A 23,800-nucleotide genomic window follows, 5' to 3' on the forward strand; every position below is an offset into this window, starting at 1 on the left:
GGTGTGCTAATGAATGACTGATCAGCAGGCCCTTGTCAGGTTTGAGTATAGGTTTTCAAGGCTCTGATCCGAAAAGACAGTTGTCTTACCTGTAAGCAGGCAGTGAGTTTTACAAAAGAACTGAGAAACTGGAGTTTTGAAGAAAAATGATGAGTCTTGCATATATTGAATGGTTATACAGAATTTTATAAATAAAGGAGGTTTCATGAGTGGAGTGAATAAGGTCATTTTGATTGGCAATCTGGGGGCGGATCCTGCCATACGTTATTTTCAGGATGGAACTGCAGTGTGTAATTTTAACATGGCCACCACGGAAAATTGGACGGACAGGCAGAGCGGTGAGAAAAAGGATAAAACCGAGTGGCACAGAATTGTTGCTTTCCGGCGGCTTGCGGAAATCTGCGGGCAGTATCTCCGTAAAGGCTCCAAGGTGTATGTAGAAGGAAAGCTGCAGACCCGAAGCTATGAAAAGGATGGTCAGACCCGCTATATTACTGAAATTGTAGCATCGGAGATGCGAATGCTGGACTCTTCCCGGAGCGGGCAGGGGCAGAGTCAGGGGGGAGGGGACTATGCTGGCTCATCGTCCCAGGGCGGATATGCAGGTCCTTCACAGGCTGCTCCGGCATTTGCCAGTCCATCCCAGCCGGGGAATGCCTATGAGGGTGGTGGAAACTTCTCGGCCGGACCTCCCGATGATGACATACCGTTTTAGGTATCCGTATGATAAACAAGGTTTTTTTTAAATTGTAGCTTGATTTTTTTGCAAGAGAGGGTATGACAGAAGCACACAAAGTTTTTTAACCTTCTTATTATGCGGGGGGCGTATATAAGAAGGTTCTGGAGTTTATCAAAAGACCGGCAAAAGCCGGGCAGATGTCCAGGGGTGAGAAGTATGTCGAATACAGTCATGGCGGATAAATCAAGGAATCGTCTGTATATCCGTTACGGGGAAATGACCATCGAGCAGTATTTTCAGTTTACCGGGGAAATTATAAAAGAAGCGGGTAAACTGGAACAGGGTTTTACTATTTTGTCTGATCTGCGGAATTTTTCTCTGCCTAAAGGAGAAAATCCCATACAGGCGAATATCCGTGAGATCACTGAGGTACAGCAGAAGCTGAAAAAACTGGGGGCCAGTGAGATTATCCGTGTTGTGGATCCTCAGGTATGGTTGTTCATGGCCATGGGTGAGGCAGAAAAGAGTGCCGGATATGAAGCCTTTATCTTTGATGATTATGAAGAGGCGGATGCAGCCCTGGATGACATGACAGAAGACATTCATTCTGAGAATGGGAGAACCGTAACGTCCTGATACCTTATTTTTAGGTTTCCGGACGTTTTTTATGCCTTGAATTCTGGTTGTTCGGGTGTGGGTGCTTCGTGAATGACGAATCATCTTCCCTGTTATATAGCTTATCATATTTACAGTCTTATCCGGGATGTGGCGCATGCTTGTCTGTAAAGGGCTAAAAGAGCTTGAAATTTTTTGAGATTTTTTTGCCTTTGGCTTTGTTTTAACAGGGGCTAAAATCCCTTGACATACAAACAAAGTTTTTGATATTGCAGTGGGTCATATTTCAGGCAGTCGAATTAGGTTGGGTTTGCTTGCTTGTCAATTATTATATTCAGGAGGTAATCATGAGTAGAAAAATCAGAAAGGCCGCTGTTATCGGTTCCGGTATCATGGGTGGCGGTATCGCCGCTCTGCTGGCCGCCGCAGGAGCCGATGTTTACCTGTACGACATCGTTCCCTTTGACCTGAAGGACGAAGAAAAAAATGATCCTGCGGCCAGAAACCGCATTGTAGAAGCCGGTATGAAAGGTGCCCTCAGCGCCAAGCCTGCCCTTTTCTACACCAAAAAGGATGCTGCACGTATCCAGACCTGTAACCTGACTGACGATTTTGATAAGCTCGGTGAGTGCGACTGGATCTGTGAAGTTGTCGTGGAAAACCTCAAAATCAAGCAGGATCTTTTTGAGCGCATTGATAAGGTAATGAAGCCCGGCGCCATCATTTCCTCCAATACCTCCGGTATTCCCCTTTCAAAAATTTCCGAAGGCCGCTCTGCTGAATTCAAAAAGAACTTCCTTGGTACCCATTTCTTCAACCCTGTACGTTACATGCACCTCCTTGAACTTATTCCCGGTGCTGAAACCAGCCAGGAAGTTCTTGACTTTATTGCCCATTACGGCGAAGTAAGTCTGGGTAAAGGGATTGTATGGGCCAAAGATACTCCTAACTTCATCGGTAACCGTATTGGTATTCAGGGTATCGGCGTTGTTATGCAGAAGGTTGCACAGGATGGTATCACCATCGCTGAAGCCGATGCACTCTTCGGACCTGCCATGGGTCGTCCCAGAAGCGCCATTTTCGGTACCGCCGACCTTGTGGGCATGGATACCATGGTCCATGTTGCGGATAACTCCTACAACCTCTGCCCCGAAGATGAAATGCGTGAAACTGTTGCCGTTCCCCAGTATGTCAAAGACATGGTGGCTTCCGGCAAGCTTGGCGACAAAACCAAGCAGGGTTTCTATAAAAAAGGTAAAACCCCCGAAGGCAAGCGTTTCAAGCAGCAGATTGATCCTGCCACCGGTGAATACATTGATATTGCCAAGCCTGAATTTGACTGCCTTGTAGCGGCAAAGGCTAAAGATACCCTTGCTGAAAAAATTGCCACCGTAGTATGGGGCGAAGACAAGGGTGCCAAATTTGTATGGAGCTGCACCGCTTCTCAGCTGACCTACTGTGCCAACCGCATTCCAGAAATTGCCGACAGCCTTGTTGAAATCGACAATGCCATGAAGTGGGGCTATGGCTGGGAAGTTGGTCCCTTTGAAGCATGGGATGCCATTGGCGTTAAAAAATCCGTAGAGCGTATGAAGGCCGAAGGGCTGCCCGTATCTGTCAAAGTAGAAGAAATGCTCGCTAAGGGTAATGAAACCTTCTACAAGATGGATTCCGGTAAACTCTTCTACTATGACTTTGCTTCTGCCACCTACAAGGAAGTTCCTGCCAATGAAGCTGCCATCAGTCTGGCTGCTGTCAAAGCAGACAACAAGGTTGTAAAAACCTGTCCTTCTGCCAGCCTTGTTGACCTTGGTGATGGTGTTTTCTGTGTGGAATTCCACACCAAGATGAATGCCCTGAACAAGGAAATCATCGAATTCATGGGCGAGTCCATGGATTATGTTGATGCCAATGGCGTTGGTGTTGTTATTGGTAATCAGGCAGGCGGTATGCCCGGTGCATTCTCAGCCGGTGCCGACCTTTCCTTTGTTTCCAAACTGGCCCATGACAAAGCTTACAGCGAAATCGAAAGCTTTTTGGCCATGGCCCATGCCGGTCTTCAGCGTGCCACCTATGCCAAGTTCCCCGTGGTTGCTGCTCCCTATGGCATGGCTCTGGGCGGTGGTTGTGAAACCTGCCTCAGTGCGGACAAGATCGTTGCCCATGCAGATCTTTACATGGGTCTGGTTGAAATCGGCGTTGGTCTTCTTCCCGCCGGTGGTGGCTGTCTCAACCTGTACAAGAAAATGATCGATTCCCTTCCCGGCGGTACTGCCAAAGAAGTTGATCTGACCAAATTCTTCATCAACACCTTCATGGCCATTGCTATGGCCAAAGTTTCCATGAGCGCCGATGGTGCCGTGGCCAACGGTCATATGCATCCATGGAAAGACCGCATTGTTATGAACCGCGATCTTCTCATCGGTGAAGCCAAAAAAGAAGTTCTCTCCATGGTTTCTTCCGGTTACAAAGCTCCCCAGCAGAAGAAACTTCGTGTTGTGGGTGTTGAAGGTCAGGGTATGGTTACTGCTGAGATTTCCAATATGCTTAACGGCGGTTTCCTCAGCGAGCATGATGCTTTCCTTGCCAAGCGCATTGCCTTTGTTATCTCCGGTGGTAATGTCAAAATAGGTACGGAAGTTGCCGAAGAAACCATTCTCAAGCTTGAGCGTGACGCCTTCGTTGATTTCTGCAAGGAAGAAAAAACCGTTGCCCGTATCGATCACATGTTGAAAACCGGCAAGCCCCTGCGTAACTAAAATAGGCTGAGCGGAGATCCTTATCCTTGACAGATCGGGATTTTCGTTCGGTTACCAGAATATTATGGGCTGTTTACTTATAACCGGTGATTATATTTGTTAAGTTTTCTTCTTGAAGGAGGAATACAATGAGAGATGCATATATCGTATCGTCCGTAAGGACTCCTGGCTGCAAGAACCGTCGGGGTGGTTTCCGTGAAACCCGTCCTGAGAATCTGCTTTCCCATGCAATGAAGTCATGTGTGGAAAGAGTGGGTGTTGATCCTAAGGAAATTGATGACTGCATGATCGGCTGCTCCTTCCCCGAAGGTGAGCAGGGTCTTAATGTCGGTCGTGTTGCCGCCCGTATGGCGGGTTTCCCCAACGAAGTTTCAGGAGCCACGGTTAACCGTTTCTGCTCTTCCGGACTGGAAGCTATTGCCCTTGCTTCCCTGCGCGTAGGTGCCGGCTGGTCCGAAATGACCATGGGTGGTGGTATCGAGTCCATGACCTATGTTCCCATGGGTGGCTACTCTCCCCGTCCCCATCCTGAGTTTGCCAAAACCAATTCCGAAGCCTATATCAATATGGGTTTAACTGCTGAGAACGTAGCTGCATGGTACAAGATTTCCCGTCAGGAAATGGACGAGTTTGCAGCCAATACCCATGCCAAGGCTGCTGCTGCCCAGAAGGCTGGCTGGTTCAAGGAAATCGTTCCCACGCCTGCTACCTACTATGTGCCCCAGGCTGACGGAAGCTACGCCATCGAAACCAAGATGATCACCGAAGATGATGGTGTTCGTGAAGGTACCACTGCTGAAGGTATTGGCCGTCTGGGGTCCCCTTTCAAGGCTGGCGGTATTGTAACAGCAGCCAACTCTTCCCAGACCACCGACGGTGCGGCCGCTACCCTGATCGCATCCAAGGAAGCCTGTGACCGTCTCGGCCTGAAGCCCATCGCCAAGATGATCGCCTATGCTGTAGCTGGCTGCAAGTCCGAAGAAATGGGTATTGGTCCCATCTATGCCATTCCCAAGGCCCTTGCTCAGGTTGGTCTGAAGCTTGAAGATATTGATATCTTTGAAATCAACGAAGCCTTTGCTTCCCAGGCTATCTACTGCTGCAAGCACCTCGGTATGTGGGGAACCCCCATGATGGACAAGGTGAATGTGGGCGGTGGTGCCATCGCTCTGGGTCATCCTCTGGGATGCACCGGTGCCAAGCTGACCGCTACCATGATTTCCCACCTGCAGCGTACCGGTGGTAAGTATGGTATCGTTTCCATGTGTATCGGTGGCGGTATGGGTGCTGCTGGTATCTTTGAAATGGTTTAAAAAGTAAAAGGGGCGGCCTGTACCGCCCCGGACACTTTGTTTTTTTAAGGGATACTCCTCTTTTCCGGGGGGTGTCCCTTTTTTTGTATGTGCTAATTATTCAGCATGTTTTATCCTGAAAAAATATTCTTTAATTTCAGAATAAAATATGGTGAATGATCATGTTTGCTGAATAAATATAAAAAAACAGTGTGGAAAACTGTACAAGATAATTCAAAAATGTTAGATTCCGCAGCTGTTAATCAAGGTTGTTTACCATAAGAATGCGGGAAAATTCCCAAGGTTTTTACCGGGATTGTACCTGCCCAAAAAAGGAGAGTTGGATGGGAAGCGCATATATTCAGGATGTGTTGAGTCAGGTCAAGGGCCGTAGCAGTCATGAACCAGAATTTCTTCAGGCTGTGCAGGAAGTACTGGAAAGCCTTGAGCCTGTTGTCTCTCAGATGCCGGAAATTCAGGATTATTCCATTCTTGAACGTATGGTGGAGCCGGAAAGGGTGATACTTTTCAGGGTGCCATGGGTAGATGATTCCGGAAAGATTCATGTGAACCGGGGGTTCCGTGTTCAGTTCAACAGTGCCATTGGTCCTTATAAGGGTGGGATACGCTTTCATTCTTCGGTAAATCTTTCAATTTTGAAATTTCTTGGCTTTGAGCAGGTATTTAAAAACAGCCTGACCACCCTTCCCCTTGGTGGTGGTAAGGGCGGTTCCGATTTCCATCCCCACGGAAGAAGCGAAGGCGAGATCATGCGTTTTTGCCAGAGCTTCATGACAGAGCTTTTCCGCCATATCGGTCCGGACACGGATGTACCTGCCGGGGATATCGGTGTGGGTGGTCGTGAGGTCGGGTATATGTTTGGCCAGTACAAGCGCATGGCCAACCATTTTACCGGTGTTCTTACGGGTAAGGGTATTGATTTTGGCGGTTCCCTTATCCGGCCCGAAGCCACGGGTTATGGCTGTGTTTATTTCGCACAGAATATGCTGGCCCAGCAGGGTAAGGGCTTCAAGGGCAAGTCCTGCGCCATTTCCGGTTCCGGTAATGTGGCCCAGTATACGGCCCAGAAGCTTCTGGAGCTTGGGGCTACACCTGTTACCTTCTCTGATTCCAGCGGTTTCATTTATGATCCTTCAGGCATTGATGAGGAAAAGCTTGCCTTTGTCATGGACCTTAAAAATGTAAAGCGTGGCAGGATCAGTGAGTATGTGGAGAAGTATCCCAAGGCCATCTTTACCGAGGGTAAGCGGCCCTGGGGTGTGCCTGTGGACTGTGCCTTCCCCTCTGCTACCCAGAATGAGGTTTCCGGAGAAGAGGCTCAGGATCTGGTTCAAAATGGCTGTATGCTGGTGGCAGAAGGTGCCAACATGCCTTGTACGCCTGAAGCCATTGAGGTTTTCCAGAAGAACAAGCTCCTTTATGGTCCGGGTAAGGCTGCCAATGCCGGTGGTGTTGCCACTTCCGGTCTGGAAATGACCCAGAACTCCATGCGTCTTTCATGGAGCCGGGAAGAAGTGGATGAAAAGCTCAAGGGAATTATGAAGAGCATCCATGATAATGCCTGGGATGCCGCAAAGGAGTTCGGGGAAGAAGGGAACTATGTGAAGGGTGCCAATATTGCAGGTTTCCTTAAAGTTGCCAGAGCCATGATTCTTCAGGGAGTTGTGTAGTAAGGTGTAAAATCAGAACGATTCTTCCATCGTTTCAGGGACCATGGGGTTTTAGATTTTTTATTTAAAAAGATCCACATCCGCTTTTAAGGCCGGGTGTGGATCTTTTTTTATGGCCTTTTATGTGGGACAGAAAGCTTGCCATAAATCGGAATTCGTGCAAGGTCAGGTCGGTAGCTACAGTTTTTTCTTTGCCTGATCTTTAAAAAGTACAAAAATGTTGTTGCCCCAGGCTGTGTTTATAACATTTTTGAAACAATAAAAATAAATACCAGCCAGGTTTTTATGTGTGTATTCCCATTTATAATAATGCCTTATTGGTATTGTGTTTTTGTGGCATGCAGTTTGCTTTTATAGTTTGACAGAAAGGTGATGCGATGATGACAAATTTACAGACCCATAAAAAATCTTCAGCAATACAGGTTCTGAAGGAGAAGCGCAGTCAGCTGATTCAGGAATATCTGGACGGCAGGGCTGAAGATTTTCTTGTTCGTCATGCAGCCCTTATTGATTCTTATTTTCGGGAGAGTTTTACCCTCAGCGATGTGGGCCCCCTCATGGACATTGCAAGAAATCCTTATGCTATCATTGCTCTGGGTGGTTATGGCCGGATGGAGCAGTGCGTTCATTCAGATGTGGATATTCTTTTTCTCTTTGAAAAGGAAGTTCCGCCATCAGCTGAGGCTCTGATTCAGGAAGTGATTTATCCGCTGTGGGATATCGGTCTGGAAGTGGGGCATGCCACCCGCGCCATTTCCGAGTGTCTGCACCTTGCCAGCCAGGATCTGGAAGTGCTGACCGCCGTGCTGGATGCTCGTTTTGTATGTGGAATGTCCCCCCTTTTTATGACGCTGATGGAAAAACTCAGGGCCCGTTTTGTACAGTCCCATCCCAAAAAAATAATGGGTTGGCTGGTGGAAGGAAATCGGAAACGGCATGAGCAGTTTGGGGATTCAACCCATCTTCTGGAGCCCAACCTGAAACTGGGGCAGGGCGGCTTGAGGGATTACCATACCATGCTCTGGCTGGGACGGGTCCGGTTTGGTCTGAAAGAGCCAAGAGATCTGGAATATAACGGTTATCTTTCATGGGAAGAATTTCATAATCTGAAAAAAGCGCTGGCCTTTATTTGGCAGGTGCGTAACCACCTGCATTATCTGACGGGCAGAAAATGTGATCAGCTTTATTTTGAACATCAGATGCAGTTGGCCGAAACTCTTGGTTTTATTCCGGGTGACGGCATGACTTCTGTGGAGCGTTTTCTCGGAGCCCTGCATCAGGAAATGGATTTTATCAAGCAGCACCTGCTCATGCTTCTGGATGAAGCCGGTCATGAGCAGAAACTTGGATTTAAAAGAAGGTACAGAAAAACGACAAAGGTCCCAGGTCTTATTATTCATAAAGGAATGCTGGGCTTTGATGATATCAAGAGTGTTTTGAAAAACCCGGAGCTTCTGGTGGCGGTTTTTCAGGAAAGCGGTTCTAAAAAGCTGCCCCTTTCCGCAGAAGCCAAACGAATTGTCCGGGAGATGGGTTACCTTGTGGATGATGCCTTCCGCAGTCGCAGGGATGTTTTGAAAATGTTTGAAAAAATTCTTGCAACGCCTTCCTTTGCCTACCACCCCCTAAACGAGATGCAGGCTACAGGTATTCTTATTCGTCTGATTCCTGAATTTGATGCTATAACATGCCGCATTCAATATAATAAATATCACTTATACCCTGTGGCTAAACATTCCCTGAGAACGGTTCAGGCCGTGGCTGATTTTTCTCTGGCCCCGGTAAAAAAGCCCCATGGTCAGGATGCCCTTTACCATGAAACCTTTGGTGAGATTAAAAACAGACGTCTGCTTTTCTGGGGTGCCATGCTCCATGATATTGGCAAAGGTGTTTCCACAAATGATCACAGCAGTGAGGGTGCTGGCCTGACCCGGACCATTCTGGCACGTTTCGGTATGCGTTCGGATTATGCTGATACGGTTATCTTTCTTGTACAGGAGCATCTTTTTCTCATTAAGGCTGCTACCCGCAGGGATGTCAATGACGAAGAGACCATTACCGCCTGTGCAATGAAAATCCGGGATCCTGAGCGCCTGCGCATGCTTTTTCTGCTGACCGTTGCGGACTCGCTTTCCACAGGTCCCAAGGCATGGAGCGAATGGACGGCCACTTTGCTCACAAGTCTCTACTTCAGGGTTTTGAAGATGCTTGAAAAGGGAGAGCTTGCAGAAGAGGAGGCCATTGAACGCATAGAGGAAAAGCAGGGACGGATACTTGAAGAAGTAGACCCTGCAGAGCTGGAAGTGATGGAAAGGCTGATAGCAGGCATGCCGCCCGCCTATCTGCTGGAACTTTCCGTTGTAGATATCCGGACCCATATGCGCCTTGCCCTGCAGAGAAAGGATGTCCCCTTTGCCTGGCATGTGGAGCGTTGCCCGCAGGCTGATCTGCGGCGGGTACTAATCCATGCCGATGACAAGCCCGGCTTTTTTTCAAGAGCAGCAGGTGCTTTTACCCTGAACCGGATTGAGATTCTGGATGCCCGTATTTACGGCTGGAAGGATGGGGCAGCTGCCAATCTTTTCATACTCAAACCGCCACCGGACCAGATTTTTGAAGAAGAAGCCTGGGAAAAAACCCGCAGGGATCTTGAAGATCTTCTCAGTGGTAAAATTGAGATAGGCACCATTATAGCCAAGGCTCCTTTTGCCCCTTCCCGGAAAGGCATGGTTCTGGAGCCGCCCCATATCCGCATTGATAATGAAAGTTCAAGCTTCTACACCATAGTAGAAGTGCATACCTATGATTTTCCCGGACTGCTTTTTCGTCTGACCAGTGCCCTTTTCCGGTGCCGGCTGGATGTGAAGAGTGCCAAAATAGCCACTAAGGTGGATCAGGTGGTGGATGTCTTTTATGTACGGGATTTTGATGGTGAAAAGATGGATTCCCCGGAGCAGGAAGCCCTGATCCGGCAGACGGTGCGCAACGTCCTGCCAGAGGCCTGAATTAAGTCTCCGGAATCCGTTATGTATGACAGAAGGCAGAGCAGTAGAAAAATGCTTTTTTCGGTTTTTTATCCGGCCGGTCAAAAAACCGAAGAAAGCCACTGCAGCTTTGTTGAAACCTTAAAAGGAGAAGGATCAATGGATACCGGAGATACCGCTTTCATGCTTGTGGCAGCCGCCCTTGTGATGTTTATGACCCCCGGACTGGCCCTGTTTTATGGTGGGCTGGTGCGCTCTCGAAACGTTTTATCTACCATTTTGCAGAGTTTCATCTGCCTTGGCATGGTAACGCTCATATGGGTGACCTATGGTTACACCCTGGCCTTTGGAACGGATGTGGGTGGCCTTATCGGTAATTTTGAATATCTTTTTCTGAACGGTGTGGGAACGGAGCCTGGACCTTATTCCGACACGATTCCCCATCTTCTTTTCGTGGCATTTCAGCTGATGTTCGCTGTTATCACAGCGGCACTGATTACAGGTGCCTTTGCTGAGCGTATTAAGTTTTCTGCCTTTCTTGTATTCACCTTTTTCTGGACAAGCTTAATATATCTTCCCGTATGCCACTGGGTATGGGGAGGAGGTTGGATAGAAGCACATGGTGCTCTCGATTTTGCAGGTGGTACGGTGATTCATATCAATTCTGCAGTAGCTGCTCTGGCAGCAGCCATTGTCATTGGTCCCCGTAAGGGATGGGGAAAGGAAGCCATGCCGCCCCATAATGTTTCCATGACAGTACTTGGTGCTGGTATTCTCTGGCTTGGCTGGTTCGGATTCAATGCAGGAAGCGCCCTTGCTGCAGACGGCATTGCTGTGAATGCCCTTATGACCACACAGGTTGCTGCAGGTTCTGCTGCTTTCTCATGGATGCTTTATGAATGGAAAGTCCATGGAAAGCCCACAGCTCTGGGTGCCGCCTCCGGTGCTGTAGCAGGTCTTGTGGCCATTACTCCTGCTGCCGGTTTTGTAAGCCCCATGGCTGCCATTGCCATAGGTCTTGTGGCAGGTGTTATATGTTGCATGGCCATTCGTCTGAAGGCCCGGTTCGGTTATGATGATGCCCTGGACGTTGTAGCCATACATGGTGTGGGTGGTTTATGGGGAGCCCTTGCTACCGGGCTTTTTGCCTCCCTTGCCATCAATCCAGACGGAGCCAATGGTCTTTTTTACGGAAACCCGGGGCAGCTTGGTATACAGCTCATCGATTCCCTTGCAGTGATTGCGTTTTCTCTGATAGGTTCTTTAATTATCCTGAAGCTGATTGATCGCTTTATAGGCCTGCGTGTCAGTGAGGAAGAGGAAATCCAGGGACTGGATCTCTCCCAGCACAGCGAGGTCGGATATACCCTCTGATCCTTATGTCTCCCTGACCCAGTTTTTGGGAAAGGGAGCAATCGGAGAAACCTACTTTTCATAAAAAAATTTGAGAAAGGAATCCGCCCATGAAGAAGATAGAGGCAGTGATTAAACCCTTTAAGCTTGATGATGTAAAAGAAGCCCTGAATGAAATAGGGGTACAGGGGATGACCATTTCAGAGGTTAAAGGATATGGTCGCCAGAAGGGGCACAAGGAAATTTACCGTGGGGCCGAGTATGTGGTGGATTTTATCCCCAAGGTAAAAATAGAGATTGTGCTGCCCGCAGATCGGATTGAGGAAGCTGTGGAAGTGATCCGTAAGGCGGCACTGACCGATAAGATCGGTGACGGTAAGATCTTTGTGATACCCGTGGAATCCGTTGTGCGGGTTCGTACCGGAGAAACCGGGCCGGATGCCATCTGAAAATGCCGGAAACTGGCGGAACTTAAAGGTTCTGCAGTATATGGCAGTATTGAAAAGTAAATAAGGATCAGAAGAAAAAATGCCGGATGATTCCGGTACAGGCCTGAAAAATGGCCTTATCCGACCCCCATGTAACATGAGCCTTGATACAGGTTCAAAAGGAGAATGATGATGACCCCAAAAGACGTTCTGGCCTTTGCCAAGGAAAACAATGCAAGAGTGGTTGATATCAGGTTTATGGATTTTCCAGGAACCTGGCAGCACTGTTCCTTCCCCATAGGTGAGCTGGATGAATCAAGCTTTGAAAATGGATTTGGTTTTGATGGTTCCTCCATCCGCGGATGGCAGTCCATTGATGCCTCGGACATGCTGGTGATTCCCGATGCAAAAACTGCAAAGATGGATCCCTTTTTCAAGCATCCCACACTGGTACTCATCGGCAATATTGCCGATCCCATCACCAAGGAGCCTTACAGCAGAGACCCAAGGCATATTGCCACCAAGGCGGAGGCCTATCTGAAATCCACGGGCATAGGTGATACCTGTTTTATAGGGCCTGAGCCTGAGTTTTTCATCTTTGATGATATCCGCTATGAGTCTTCCCAGCATTCTTCCTTTTATCGCATCGATTCCAAGGAAGCCACCTGGAATACCGGAAAGGATGAAGGGCCCAACCTTGGTTATAAGCCCCGGCCCAAGGAAGGCTATTTCCCCCTGCCTCCCATGGACAAATTCCAGGATCTGCGCTCTGAAATGATGCTGACCTTAGAAGATATTGGCATTGCCATGGAGTGTCAGCACCATGAGGTGGCCACGGCCGGTCAGGCGGAAATTGATATGCGCTTCAAGCCCCTTCTGGAAATGGGGGATCAGCTGGTATGGTTTAAGTATGTGCTGAAAAACGTGGCTTACAGAAACGGGCACACCGTTACCTTTATGCCTAAGCCTCTTTTCGGTGATAATGGTTCTGGTATGCACATTCATGCATCTTTCTGGAAGGATGGTAAGCCCCTTTTTGCGGGTAATCTCTATGCTGGTCTTTCCCAGGAAGCACTCTGGGCCATTGGTGGCATCATGAAGCATGCCCGTGCCCTCTGCGCCTTTACCAATCCCACCACCAACTCTTATAAACGTCTGGTGCCGGGTTTTGAGGCTCCTATTAATATTGCCTATTCAGGCCGTAACCGTTCCGCAGCCATCCGTATTCCCATTGGCGTGGACTCTCCCAAGGCCAAGCGCATTGAGTTCCGCACCCCCGATCCTTCCAGTAACGGATATCTTGCCTTTTCCGCCATCATGATGGCCATGATTGACGGGATTCAGAACAAGATGGATCCGGGCGATCCCATGGATAAAAACATCTATGACCTTCCGCCCGAAGAACTGGCAAACATTCCCAGTGCGCCGGGCAGCCTGGAAGAAGCCCTCAACGCTCTGAAGGAAGATCATGCCTTCCTTTTGAAAGGCGATGTCTTTACAGAGGATGTTATAAGCAAATGGATTGAGTACAAGATGGAAAAAGAGGTGACAGAGGTGCGGCGCAGGCCCCATCCCCATGAGTTTCAGCTTTACTATGATATCTAAGCGCTTGCTGTAGTTACAGGGGGCAGAGGCAGGGAACCTGAATTTATGGGTTCCCTGTTTTTTATATTCTTTTATCTGTATTCTCTGTAATCAATGTCATAGGCCTTGGCCTTGTAGGAAAACTTGCGAACGGTGGTCTGCAGCAGGCTGGCCGCCTGGCAGACATTGCCCCGGGTGTTTTTAAGGGCATCCACCAGCATGTCTTTTTCCAGTTTGGCAACGGCCTCTTCCAGGGAATGGGCCGGCAGACTGCCCGTTTCCAGACCAGTCTGCAGGGTGGGGGGCAGATGGTAGGTATGAATTACCCCTTCCTCGCAGAGCAGAACAGCCCTTTCAATGCAGTTTTCCAGTTCCCGCACGTTTCCCGGCCAGTGGTATCCCATCATCATGTCAATGGAAGGAGTGGAAAAGCGTTTGATGTCCTTTTCATTCTCCCTTGCATATTTTTCAAGGAAAAAGTCCGCCAGTAAAAGGATATCGGTTTTGCGTTCCCGCAGGGGCGGCATGTAAATGGGAAAAACATTGAGGCGGTAATAGAGATCACCGCGGAAGTTTTCCTCTTCAACGGCTTTTTCAAGGTTTCTGTTGGTGGCGGCCACCACCCGCACATCCACCTTGATGGTTTTGTGCCCCCCCACCCGCTCAAACTCCCTCTCCTGAAGTACACGCAGCAGTCTGACCTGTACATCCGGGGATACGGAGCCCATTTCATCGAGGAAGATGGTTCCTTTGTGGGCCAGTTCGAATTTACCTTTTTTCTGGCTGATGGCACCTGTGAAAGCTCCTTTTTCATGGCCGAAAAGCTCGCTTTCAATGAGATTTTCCGGCAGAGCCGCACAATTGATTTTGACAAAGGGCTGGTTGGCCCGGTTTGAATTGTAGTGAATGGAGTTGGCCACAAGCTCCTTGCCTGTGCCGGATTCTCCCCGTATCAATACCGTAGCCGTGCTGCGGGAAACCTGGGAGATCATCTGATAGACTTCCCGCATCTTGTTGGAGTTGCCCACAATATTGGTAAATCTGTATTTTTTTTCCAGCTCTTCCTGCAGTCTGCGGTTTTCTGCCTTCAGCCTTTCCTTTTCCATCTGTATGCGTTCAAGATTGCTTACGTGGCGGGCCAGCATGGTGGCGATAACAGAAAGGAGCTGCATGCCCCGCTGCAGATCAAAGTCTTCCTGATAAGGCCGGTCTGTGCTTAAGGCACCCATGACATGATCGCCCTCTTTGATGGGCACACAGATGAAGGAATAATCTTCATCATTCTTCCGGACGGATGTACGGTTAAGAAAGCTGGCTTCCTGGGATATGCGTTCAATGGCAATGGGCTTACCCTCTTTAATGACAGAGCCTGTAACCCCTTCGCCCAGCTTGTAAATCCCTTTGGCCATGGCTCCCTTGCTCATCCCGTGGGCCACCTCAATGCGGATTTCTCCGGTGACGGGGTTGAGAAGGGTAATGGTACCCCTTTGCATGTTGCCATGGTTGGCAAGAATATCCATGACAGTATAAAGGGATTTTTTTAAATCCATATGTTCGCCAAGGGCTTTGGATATCTCGTAGAGCAGGGTGACATCCGCAATGCTGTCTGTGATGATGGCAGGGCTGTCATGCTGTGTTTTTCTCTGCATGGGAAACTCCTCGGGTGATCATGATTTTCAAGCCTGCTCTATGTAGACAAGTAAAGGTTTAAATGCAACAAATTTGTATCTTAACGAATATAAAAAAGCATTTTGGTTTTGTCTTCATACCTTTTGTGCAGAATCTGGGAACTTGATTCTTTTTAAAGTACCATTTAAGTTAGCTTTTATATGATCGTTTAGCTTGTATTCTGTTTTTTTTATGAACAGGATGTGTGTGGATCGCTTTTTAATTTTTTCAAGGAGGTTTCTATGTCAAAAAAATGTTGCCTTTCTTATTTCTTTGGGATTTTCCTTGTCATGGGGGGGCTTTCCTCTGCCCATGCGGAGACTTTCCAGAAAGAGGTGATCTTCAGCCCCATGCTGGGGGTGCATGAATTCCATAGCGATCAGGATCTGGATACGGGTTTCAGTCTTGGGGCAGGTCTGGGATACCGTTTTGACCCCCGCTGGATGGCGGAAGTCATGGTACATGGTTCAAAAACCGAACATAAGAATACGGATGTGGATACCAAGGCATTGCATGTTTCCGCCAATGCTCTGCATATTTTCCGTCCGGATAAGTCTTTCCGTCCCTATGGTGCTGCAGGTATGGGGATTCTTTCCACAGATCCTGAAGGAGGAAAAGCTGAGAGAGCTTTTGCTCTGAACGCAGGCGGTGGATTTTTTGTGGATATAGTAAAGGATTTGGCGTTCCGCATGGATTTCCGCGGAGTTCTGCCTCCGGATGGTATGGACTGGAATCTGGCTGCCCATGCCGGTCTTGCATGGACCTTTGGACGCACTTCTTCGGTAGTTCCTATTCTTACGCCACCAAAGCCCCTTGATTCCGATGGCGATGGTGTGCCGGATACTCTGGACCGTTGTCCGGATACACCTGCTGGAGTTCCTGTGGATCAATGGGGATGTCCTCTGGACAGTGATGGCGATGGTGTGCCTGATTATCGCGACCGTTGTCCGGATACACCTGCTGGAGTTCCTGTGGATCAGTGGGGATGTCCTCTTGACAGTGATGGCGATGGTGTGCCGGATTACCGGGACCGTTGTCCGGACACACCTGCTGGAGTTCCTGTGGATCAATGGGGATGTCCCATAGACAGTGACGGTGATGGTGTGCCTGACCATTTGGATCATTGTCCCGGAACCCCTGCCGGTGCAAGGGTTAATGAACGGGGATGCTGGGAGATTCAGGGTCTTACCTTTGGTACGGCAAGCAATGTCATTGATTCTCAATACCATGGCATTCTGGATGAAGTCGTGACTGTTCTTCGCCGGAATCCGGATTTAAAAATTGAAGTGTCCGGATATACGGACAGTCGGGGTGCCGATGCCTATAACCGTCGCCTTTCACGGGAGAGAGCCTCTGCGGTTAGGGATTATTTTGTCAGCAAGGGGATTGATATCGGGCGGCTTCAGGTGGTAGGGCACGGGCCTGATAATCCCATTGCAGATAATGATACGCCTGAAGGTCGTGCCATGAACCGTCGGGTGGAGCTGGTGCCTGTTCCCTGATTGTTTGAATAGATTTTCAAGATGAATGTCCCTGTCCGAAAAGGCTTTAAAGCTTTCCGGGCAGGGATTTTTTTAGTTTGTACAGACAGAGGCGGAGCAGGGAGGCGTCAGGTCTTTGGGCTTTACCACTGGCAGGGCTTTAAAAATACGGATCTGCAGGGAGCTGCTTTTTTGACAGGTAAAGACGGGTTTATGGCGTTGGGGGAGGAAAAATCTGCCGGATGCGGCAGAGAAGATCATCCATGGAAAGGCCGTCGCAGGCAATTTCCGCATCTGCCCATTTTTTGTAAAGGGGTATGCGTTCATTAAAAAGTGCTTCAAGGCTTTGGCCCGGCATCCTTGCAACCCCCCTTTCATCGAGATTGCCAAGGCGTTTTTCAAGCTCTGGCAGGGAAAGTGCAAGGTGAAGAATCAGGCCCTGAGAGGCAAGATTTTCCATGGCCTTCTCGCTGTAGATGACGCTGCCTCCTGTGGCAATGACGGTGTGGGAAACCTTAAGGGCTGCCACATGACGGGCTTCGATTTCTTTGAATGCGTTTAAGCCATTTTCTTCTATGATTTCAGAAAGTCTCTTTTTTTCATGGGACTGGATGACAAGGTCTGTGTCCAGAAAATCCATGCCAAGGATTTTGGCGGCAAGAACCCCTAAGGTGCTTTTGCCTGCTCCGGGCATGCCGGTGAGGATGAGGTTGGTTTTGGCTGGTTGTGGTGAGGGTGCTGTTTTCATTTGGAAAGCCCTTTGTCTGCTGTGCTGAAGGGAGGTGTTTTTTTATGAAGGATGCAATATAGATTAAAGGTGCAGAAAGCTCAATCCGATATGAACATTTATTCGGGTGTTGTGTTTGATTGGTATGGAAGATGGATCTGTTTTGTAGCGTTACTAATTATACTCTGCGTAGTTATTTTTGATACACTGGACTTTATTAAAATATCAAGTGAACGCAGCAAGTAAGTATTGCTCCAATTTTCAAATGTTGCACGGATAGCTTCTGAGTAACTTAAATTTAGTTCTTTTAATTCAAAGGCTTAAAAAATGACCAGTGATCCATCACTGATCAAAATGAGTTTGAATTCGGCAACAAGTTACTCTGTGACAAGACGTCCTAACAGGGCGTGAGTTGCTTTTATAACTTGACAATGTCTTAAAGGGGTTTTTCTTTCTTTTTGAAATGGGAGGTTGTTATGAAAAAAATGGTGTTAGGTTGTTTGATGGGATTAATGCTCATTTTTTGGAGTTTTTCTCTTTATGCAAGTAATATTTTGGGGACTCCATTTCAATTAGATATCCAGGCTGAGATAACAGGACCCCATGTGACTATGACAGAGAATGGGAAGTTGAATTTTGGTAAAATACTGCCTCACCATACTACTGAGGGTGGTTATAAAATAGATGTTAGCTCATCAGTAAAAAATTTGCCTAATCCTTCATCTATGATTCATGGAGTCACCAATTTTACGGGAGGTACTGTAGGTTCTAATCCTATAATCGTCGTAGATGCCTCTGCACGTCAACATGGTGGCTTTATTTTAACGAGTACTCAGGGTGATATTAATGTAACAATAGTTTTTTCTCATACAGTAACCATAGATAAAAATGGAGGCCCTGGTTCTATGGATGTTCTTCATATAGGTTTTGCTGATTATGATCCTGATAACCTAACTCACGTACCTACCAATCCAGCTTGGACTGGCTTCTCTAATGTGTCCGGTGTTGTTACGGAAATACACCAATTGCAGAATAATACGCCTTATCATGTTTATATTGGAGGATTGCTTCAGGTTAAAACACAAGCTAACCAGCCAGCTGGTAATTATGGTGGTGCTACAGCTTTAACTGTAACGGTTAACTTGCCTTGAATTTAAAATCATTATATTTTCTATTTAGCTTTTTGTGGCTTTATGGCTCAAATATCTTATTATACGCAGAGTCCCGCTTTATTTTTTTACAGCCATTAAGCTTTGGTAGTCTCCTTGTGTCTCCGGACTTTGGGGGTGCCATAACAATTGGCTTTGGGGAGCAGGAAAGAGGTGAGCACACATGGAGCAGCGGAGAGGGTATACTTCGTCTTTCCGGTGGCCATGTGGCAAGGGTTCGTTATATACCTAAAAAACATGGAGAAATTATCATTCTTCAATATCATCTTCCCTTTTATCTGGACAAAGATAAGAGAGTAAGGATAAAGGCTATGCAGGATAATTGGGAGAGCGTTAAAAATGGACTTCCTCCCTATGAGATTGAAATCGGAGCCACCCTTGAAATTTTACCCGGTTATGATTTCAGAAAACCCTTAAGTCTGAGCGGTTCTGTTCCTGTGACCGTACAGATTGTATATGAATAGGACAGGTATGAAAAAAACTATTGGTTTTTTTATCCCCTTTTATTTTATGTTTTTTTTTATCCCCTCATCGGTTTTTTCCCACGCCCTTGAGTTGATCCCCCAGCGGCTTGTTCTGGAAGGAAGGGAAAGATCCACCACGCTTATGCTCATTAACCGCAGCTCCGAGCCTGTACGCTACAGAATAGAAAATACCCTTGTCCGTCAGACGATTACAGGCGCAAATGAGAGGGTGACAGATCCTTCCGCCGAAGAAGAGGCCATTTTAAATATGGTGCGCTTTTCACCAAGGCAGGTGAGCATAGGGGCCAACGATGTGCAGACCGTACGCATTATGGCAAGGAAACCAGCTGGTCTTCCCGCAGGTGAATACCGCTCTCACCTGCTGATTACAAACATACCTCCCCAGACAAAGGTAGAAGAGACAGAAGATATTGCCGTAAAAATAGATATTGTTGTCAGCACATCCATTCCCATGATTATCCGCCATGGGGAAACCTCCGTAAGCCTGAAGGCGGAAAAACCCCTTGTTCAACCCCGTCCTGATGGGGGTGGTTTGCTGACAACCCGCATCATTGCCGATGGAAACCGCTCCGTTTTTATGGATGCCCTGCTTTATCATGGAAAAGAACTTCTGACCGCTAGCAGGGGTTTTGCCATTTATCAGCCAAACGGCATGAGGGATGTATCTTTTACCTTGACAAATCAGCTTCCTCCAGCCGGCAGCAGCTTGCGCCTTGTGCTCCATGACAGGGAAAAGGAGGGGGAGCCTGTCTTAAAAGAAATTCCCCTTGTTTTGAACTACTGAAAAAGGAGTCCTGCGGATTCAAGCACCCTGCAAAGCATACCCGTCCTTTGCAGGGTGCTTTTTTCTGTCTTGTCTGAGCCTTGATTTACCCGAGAATTCTTGCATAGCCCCCCATCGCTGCCACCTTTCCCCTGAGCTGCTCTGCATCTTCCATGTTCTTAAAATTCTGGACAAGAACTTTGTAACTGCTGCCGTCCTTGACAATGGCCATGGAAAGCTCCTTTCCCATGAGGGAGCGGAACTGTCTTTCAAGGTTGATGATGCCCTTTTCCGCATCTTCAATATTGCCGTAGCTTGCCAGATGCACGGCACTTTCTTCTCTGCTTGCCGAGTTTAAGACCCTTCCGTATCCGTTTTTTTCTGCCATCATGGCAGCCAGTCTGTCCGCGTCCGTCCTGTTTTCAAAATCTCCCAGAATTACCCTGAACCAGAGACCCTTCTCCCCAAGATCCACGGGCTGAATTTTTACTCCCTCAAGGTTTTTCAATTCCGGCATCTGTGTTTTGGCCCATTGTATGCCTTCCAGGGCCTTTTCCCTGCTTTGGTAAGAACCCGCATGGACCCCGTAGGAGGAAGTTCTGCCATGTATGGGTGTTTTGTGGATTGTTTTTTGGCTTGCAGCAGTTTGAGTTTCTTTTTCAAGACCTTTTTCGGCTTCAAGCTTTTTTGCATCATAAAGAACCTTGTCTTCTGTCAGTACAGGCCTTTGTTCAGGTACAGCAGCTCCCAAAGCGCCGGAAACCCACTGGCCATTATTATAAAGCACTGCTTCCGGTCCTTGAAAGATTTGTCTGGTAGAAGAAGGCTTTTTTTCTACAGGCATCTCCGCCCAGCGGCCCTCACTGAAGAGTACCCTTTCATCTTCTTCCGGCACAGGAGATGCTGCTCTTGTTTCTGACCTTTCTTCTTCACCCATCACCATATTAAGGCCGCTTTCTATGCTGCCCGTTTCATCCACGCTGGTGCGGAGGCTTTTTGTTAGAACAGAGCCATCATCCATAGGAATCAATGCTTCGACTGTGTAGTCTCCGGGAGGAACTTTCTCAAAAAGATAAAAGCCGTCAAATTCAGAAAGAACCCTGTCCACGACTTCCCCTTCTTTATTTTTCAGAAGAACTTCCACCTGCCTCAGGGGCAGGGATTCTCCGGCATTGTTTATGCCATAGAGAGTGCCGTCGATTTCTCCCGTCCGTATTACAGGGAAGCTGAGGGGGCGGAGTTCACCCGGTTTTGGGGTAAGGGCCTCTCCGGGATGCAGGGGGTGCCATGCCGGATCATAAAGGCTTGATTCTTCTATCACAATGTCTGTTTTCAGGTGAGGCTGCATGGGTAGAATGGCAATGCCGTGCTTATCCGTTACAGCCGTTGTGCCCGATTGTATGGCCCGTACCCGAACGCCCTCAATCCCTTTTTCACCCTCTGTCATGACGCCATCGGCATTTCTATCTTCAAATACCCGAACAGATGCAAGCCCCCTGTGGCTGGAATAGGGAGGCATGATCTTCGGGTTTCTCCTGTGGGGTTCCATACCGAAGGAGGTGTTGCTGCTGATGTTGATGGAGGCAGCCCAGTTACCTTCGTTGTCACCTGAAACCTTGGGGCTGATGGTGAGATTGTTGTGCTTCCAGTTTAACTGGGCATCCATGTGCGTACTCTGTTGCGGATTAAAGTTTCTCCGCAGGCTGCTTTGGGCACCAAGGCTGGGTGTAAGCCTTCGGGAGGCGCTGATGCCCGCATCGCTGAATCCATTGCTGTCATCGTTAAACCGGTAGTTTCCATAGGCCCTGACATGATTTCCCCGCATACTGGTACTGGCATTGATACGGCCAGTGATGGTTTCACCGTGTTCTCTTTGACTGTTGTAATCCCTCTCGATGTTATGGGTCCAGTGAACAGGGCCGGTGCGGAGGCTGTTCAGCAGTCTGATGCGGGACGAATAGCCTTCTTCTCTGTCCGTGTAGCTGCCTGAAAGGGTGTAGGGAAGATGGATGGCATTCTGACTGCCAAGGCGGCCGGAGAGGGACAGGGTGGTTGTTTTGCTGCGGGAATCCTGGGTAAATCTGTTCTGGAATCTCTGGCTGGCATGAATGCTGGTATTGCCAAGGGAAGTCTGTATCCCTATGCCTATGGTGTTGCCCCCGTCCAGATCCTGCTCTCCGTCCAGTCTGAGGGAAGCTTTGGGCAGGTGTTTTCTTATTGCTGCATTGATAATGTTGCGGCGTTCGTCATTTTCGGTTTCTGTGATCAGCCCGCCGGAAAGGGCTGCCCTTTCTCCAAGGCCATATTCCATAAGGGCGGTGCCCCGAATATTCCCCGTATCTTCATTCTCAGTAAATCTGTCCTGATACAGGATGGTATCCTGACGGGTTATGCTGGCTGCGTAATTGACAGAGCCTTTTGGCAGCATATCTCTGCCTATGTTCATGCTGTGATCTTCTTCCAGTCTCTGTCCTTCAGGACCGTAAAAAACAAGACGGAAATCGTTTCTGCCATAATATACTTCAACATCTTCAAAAAGATACCGGCCGTCATCGCTTACTCTCAGCGCATTAACAAGGGCGCTGCCCCTGTAAAGTTCCACTTCCCAGCCCGGTGCCAGATCTCCTTCAAAGCGTGTTTTGTCAAAATCTCTTTCCTGATAAAGTGGTCGGGAGTCCAGAAGAAAGCCCTGTTCCGTGCGTTGCTGTAAGGGGGTTGTGATGTCACCGAATGCCATTCTTGTAGCACCCAGAGGAAGTTTTCCTTCTGTATCCGTTTTTTCAAATCTGCCGGTAATCCGGGTAAGGGGTGTCTGGTCATTGCCTGTGCCATAGAAATAACCGGTACCACCCCCAAGATTCCCGGCGCTGGACAGAGTGTAGCTGGCATAATTGCTAGGTTTGCGGCCCCTGTTTCGGTGGGTGGATGTCGCCGAAAGGGAAAGATCCACCACGGGCAGGCTGGCAAAGGCGGGCTTTGTTTTTTCTTCCAGCACCGAAGGTCCCACAGCTCCCTGAAAAGAGCCAAGGCGGCTCCAGCGCTGCTGCCTTTCAATGCGTTCTTGGAAAGGGAAGCTTTCTTTGGGTTGAAGCTTTACGGCCATTTCCCTGTAGCTGAAATCAAAATCAAGGGGCAGCCATTGTTTCAGGGTAGCCGTATCTACGAGAATATCATCTTCATCATGGATGATGGCATTTTCAGGTATTGTCCGGGTCTTTCTGCCAAGGGTGATGGTATTGTTTGCAAGGTTCAGGTCAAAGTTTTCCCCCAGAATTTCCCCTGATGCTTTTCCCGTCTTCGGACTGACCCGCAGGGGCACTTCCAGAATAGCAGCCAGAGCGCCCAGAGGCATGAAAAGCTGATCCGGATTTCCATAGGCACCAAGGCCGGAGGCCAGGGTGTAGCGATCCCAGGTGGCATTGAGTACAAGAAATTCAGGCTCCTTTGATGAAGAAATATCATTTGCCGGAGTCGGGCTTAGGGAGGCTCCGTTAAGGTTCAGTCCGTTTAGCGGGGGCAGGGGAGGACTGTCCGGTACTTGCCCGGAAGATGCTCCTCCGCCCTCATGTATTCGTGTTTTTGGAGTTTTATTTTCTTTGTTCCACTCGGAAGCAAAAAGGGCATTCTTATCCCAGAGGTGAATGCCTTCCCTGCCAAGCTGGGTAGTAAGGGCATCAAAGGCATCCCAGCTGATCTTTTCCCCGGCTTCGGCCCTTTTCATGAGGGCATTTCTTTCCATGACCAGAGAAGCCATTTTTCTGGCAAGGGTGTCATTGCTCTGACGGATTTGCTGCCATCTCTGCCATTGGCCAGTGTCTTTAAGGAGCCTGTCCGTGCCCGCCAGAGCGTAGCTGTCCCTGTCCCCATTGCCGGGTTTTCCGGATGGGGCGGGCGCTGTGGCTGCAATGGCACGCATCAGAGATACCATGAAGGCTCCTTTATTTTGGTCCTTTTAATTACAGAGACTTAAAAGGTCCGATGAAACACTGCACACAGGAATAGCAATATGAGTGCCATGTAATGGGCAGCACGGATTGGCGCCTGAAAACGATTTTGTTCTGTCAAAAAAAGTAGAGCACTTCTCTATTTTTGACTTGACCCGTAAGGGGGGTCGGTTGTATA

At 48.4% G+C, this 23,800-nt stretch carries 16 protein-coding genes; 13 read left to right on the top strand and 3 right to left on the bottom strand.

Going from position 1 to position 23,800, the window contains the following annotated elements:
• Window positions 1–205 precede the first annotated feature (205 nt).
• The 9 genes from FIM25_RS11800 to glnA all read left to right on the top strand — a co-directional run bounded on the left by FIM25_RS11800 (window position 206) and on the right by glnA (window position 13,406).
• Window positions 206–715 carry a single-stranded DNA-binding protein gene (locus FIM25_RS11800; RefSeq protein WP_139449553.1) on the top strand — a complete coding sequence of 170 codons (510 nt, stop codon included), beginning with the start codon at window positions 206–208 and terminating at the stop codon, window positions 713–715.
• Window positions 716–895: 180 nt separating this feature from the next.
• Window positions 896–1,315 carry a hypothetical protein gene (locus FIM25_RS11805; RefSeq protein WP_139449555.1) on the top strand — a complete coding sequence of 140 codons (420 nt, stop codon included), beginning with the start codon at window positions 896–898 and terminating at the stop codon, window positions 1,313–1,315.
• 326 nt (window positions 1,316–1,641) lie between these two features.
• Complete coding sequence (locus FIM25_RS11810) at window positions 1,642–4,053, top strand: 3-hydroxyacyl-CoA dehydrogenase/enoyl-CoA hydratase family protein (protein ID WP_139449557.1); 2,412 nt, start codon at window positions 1,642–1,644, stop codon at window positions 4,051–4,053.
• 128 nt (window positions 4,054–4,181) lie between these two features.
• The gene (locus FIM25_RS11815) at window positions 4,182–5,366 is read left to right on the top strand and encodes a thiolase family protein (protein ID WP_139449559.1); all 1,185 of its coding nucleotides are present in this window, start codon (window positions 4,182–4,184) and stop codon (window positions 5,364–5,366) included.
• A gap of 338 nt (window positions 5,367–5,704) precedes the next feature.
• The gene (gene gdhA / locus FIM25_RS11820; protein WP_218961412.1) at window positions 5,705–7,036 is read left to right on the top strand and encodes an NADP-specific glutamate dehydrogenase; all 1,332 of its coding nucleotides are present in this window, start codon (window positions 5,705–5,707) and stop codon (window positions 7,034–7,036) included.
• A 377-nt stretch (window positions 7,037–7,413) separates the two neighbouring features.
• Window positions 7,414–10,041 carry a [protein-PII] uridylyltransferase gene (gene glnD / locus FIM25_RS11825; protein WP_139449562.1) on the top strand — a complete coding sequence of 876 codons (2,628 nt, stop codon included), beginning with the start codon at window positions 7,414–7,416 and terminating at the stop codon, window positions 10,039–10,041.
• Between the two features lie 138 nt (window positions 10,042–10,179).
• Window positions 10,180–11,394, top strand: coding sequence for an ammonium transporter (locus tag FIM25_RS11830; protein WP_139449565.1), 1,215 nt, complete (start codon window positions 10,180–10,182; stop codon window positions 11,392–11,394).
• A gap of 89 nt (window positions 11,395–11,483) precedes the next feature.
• Window positions 11,484–11,822 carry a P-II family nitrogen regulator gene (locus FIM25_RS11835; protein WP_139449567.1) on the top strand — a complete coding sequence of 113 codons (339 nt, stop codon included), beginning with the start codon at window positions 11,484–11,486 and terminating at the stop codon, window positions 11,820–11,822.
• Window positions 11,823–11,993: 171 nt separating this feature from the next.
• Window positions 11,994–13,406 carry a type I glutamate--ammonia ligase gene (gene glnA, locus FIM25_RS11840; RefSeq protein ID WP_139449569.1) on the top strand — a complete coding sequence of 471 codons (1,413 nt, stop codon included), beginning with the start codon at window positions 11,994–11,996 and terminating at the stop codon, window positions 13,404–13,406.
• A 71-nt stretch (window positions 13,407–13,477) separates the two neighbouring features.
• Here the strand turns inward: glnA and FIM25_RS11845 are convergent, their stop codons facing one another.
• Complete coding sequence (locus FIM25_RS11845) at window positions 13,478–15,034, bottom strand: sigma 54-interacting transcriptional regulator (protein ID WP_139449571.1); 1,557 nt, start codon at window positions 15,032–15,034, stop codon at window positions 13,478–13,480.
• Window positions 15,035–15,295: 261 nt separating this feature from the next.
• Between FIM25_RS11845 and FIM25_RS17710 the strand changes: the two genes are divergently transcribed.
• Window positions 15,296–16,555 (top strand): OmpA family protein, encoded by a 1,260-nt coding sequence (locus tag FIM25_RS17710; protein ID WP_139449573.1) that lies wholly within the window; start codon window positions 15,296–15,298, stop codon window positions 16,553–16,555.
• Between the two features lie 190 nt (window positions 16,556–16,745).
• On the opposite strand, the gene FIM25_RS11855 is transcribed toward FIM25_RS17710, so the two are convergent.
• Window positions 16,746–17,282 carry a shikimate kinase gene (locus FIM25_RS11855; protein ID WP_139449575.1) on the bottom strand — a complete coding sequence of 179 codons (537 nt, stop codon included), beginning with the start codon at window positions 17,280–17,282 and terminating at the stop codon, window positions 16,746–16,748.
• Between the two features lie 455 nt (window positions 17,283–17,737).
• Between FIM25_RS11855 and FIM25_RS11860 the strand changes: the two genes are divergently transcribed.
• From FIM25_RS11860 to FIM25_RS11870, 3 genes are all read left to right on the top strand, one after another.
• Window positions 17,738–18,412 (top strand): DUF4402 domain-containing protein, encoded by a 675-nt coding sequence (locus FIM25_RS11860; protein WP_139449577.1) that lies wholly within the window; start codon window positions 17,738–17,740, stop codon window positions 18,410–18,412.
• 116 nt (window positions 18,413–18,528) lie between these two features.
• A complete protein-coding gene (locus tag FIM25_RS11865; protein WP_139449579.1) occupies window positions 18,529–18,894 on the top strand; it encodes a hypothetical protein in 366 nt (121 codons plus the stop codon).
• Between the two features lie 7 nt (window positions 18,895–18,901).
• A complete protein-coding gene (locus tag FIM25_RS11870) occupies window positions 18,902–19,699 on the top strand; it encodes a fimbria/pilus periplasmic chaperone (RefSeq protein WP_179953330.1) in 798 nt (265 codons plus the stop codon).
• An 85-nt stretch (window positions 19,700–19,784) separates the two neighbouring features.
• On the opposite strand, the gene FIM25_RS11875 is transcribed toward FIM25_RS11870, so the two are convergent.
• Window positions 19,785–23,606, bottom strand: coding sequence for a hypothetical protein (locus FIM25_RS11875; protein ID WP_139449583.1), 3,822 nt, complete (start codon window positions 23,604–23,606; stop codon window positions 19,785–19,787).
• Window positions 23,607–23,800: the final 194 nt, after the last annotated feature.

Source organism: Desulfobotulus mexicanus (genome assembly GCF_006175995.1).
Lineage (GTDB): Bacteria > Desulfobacterota > Desulfobacteria > Desulfobacterales > ASO4-4 > Desulfobotulus > Desulfobotulus mexicanus.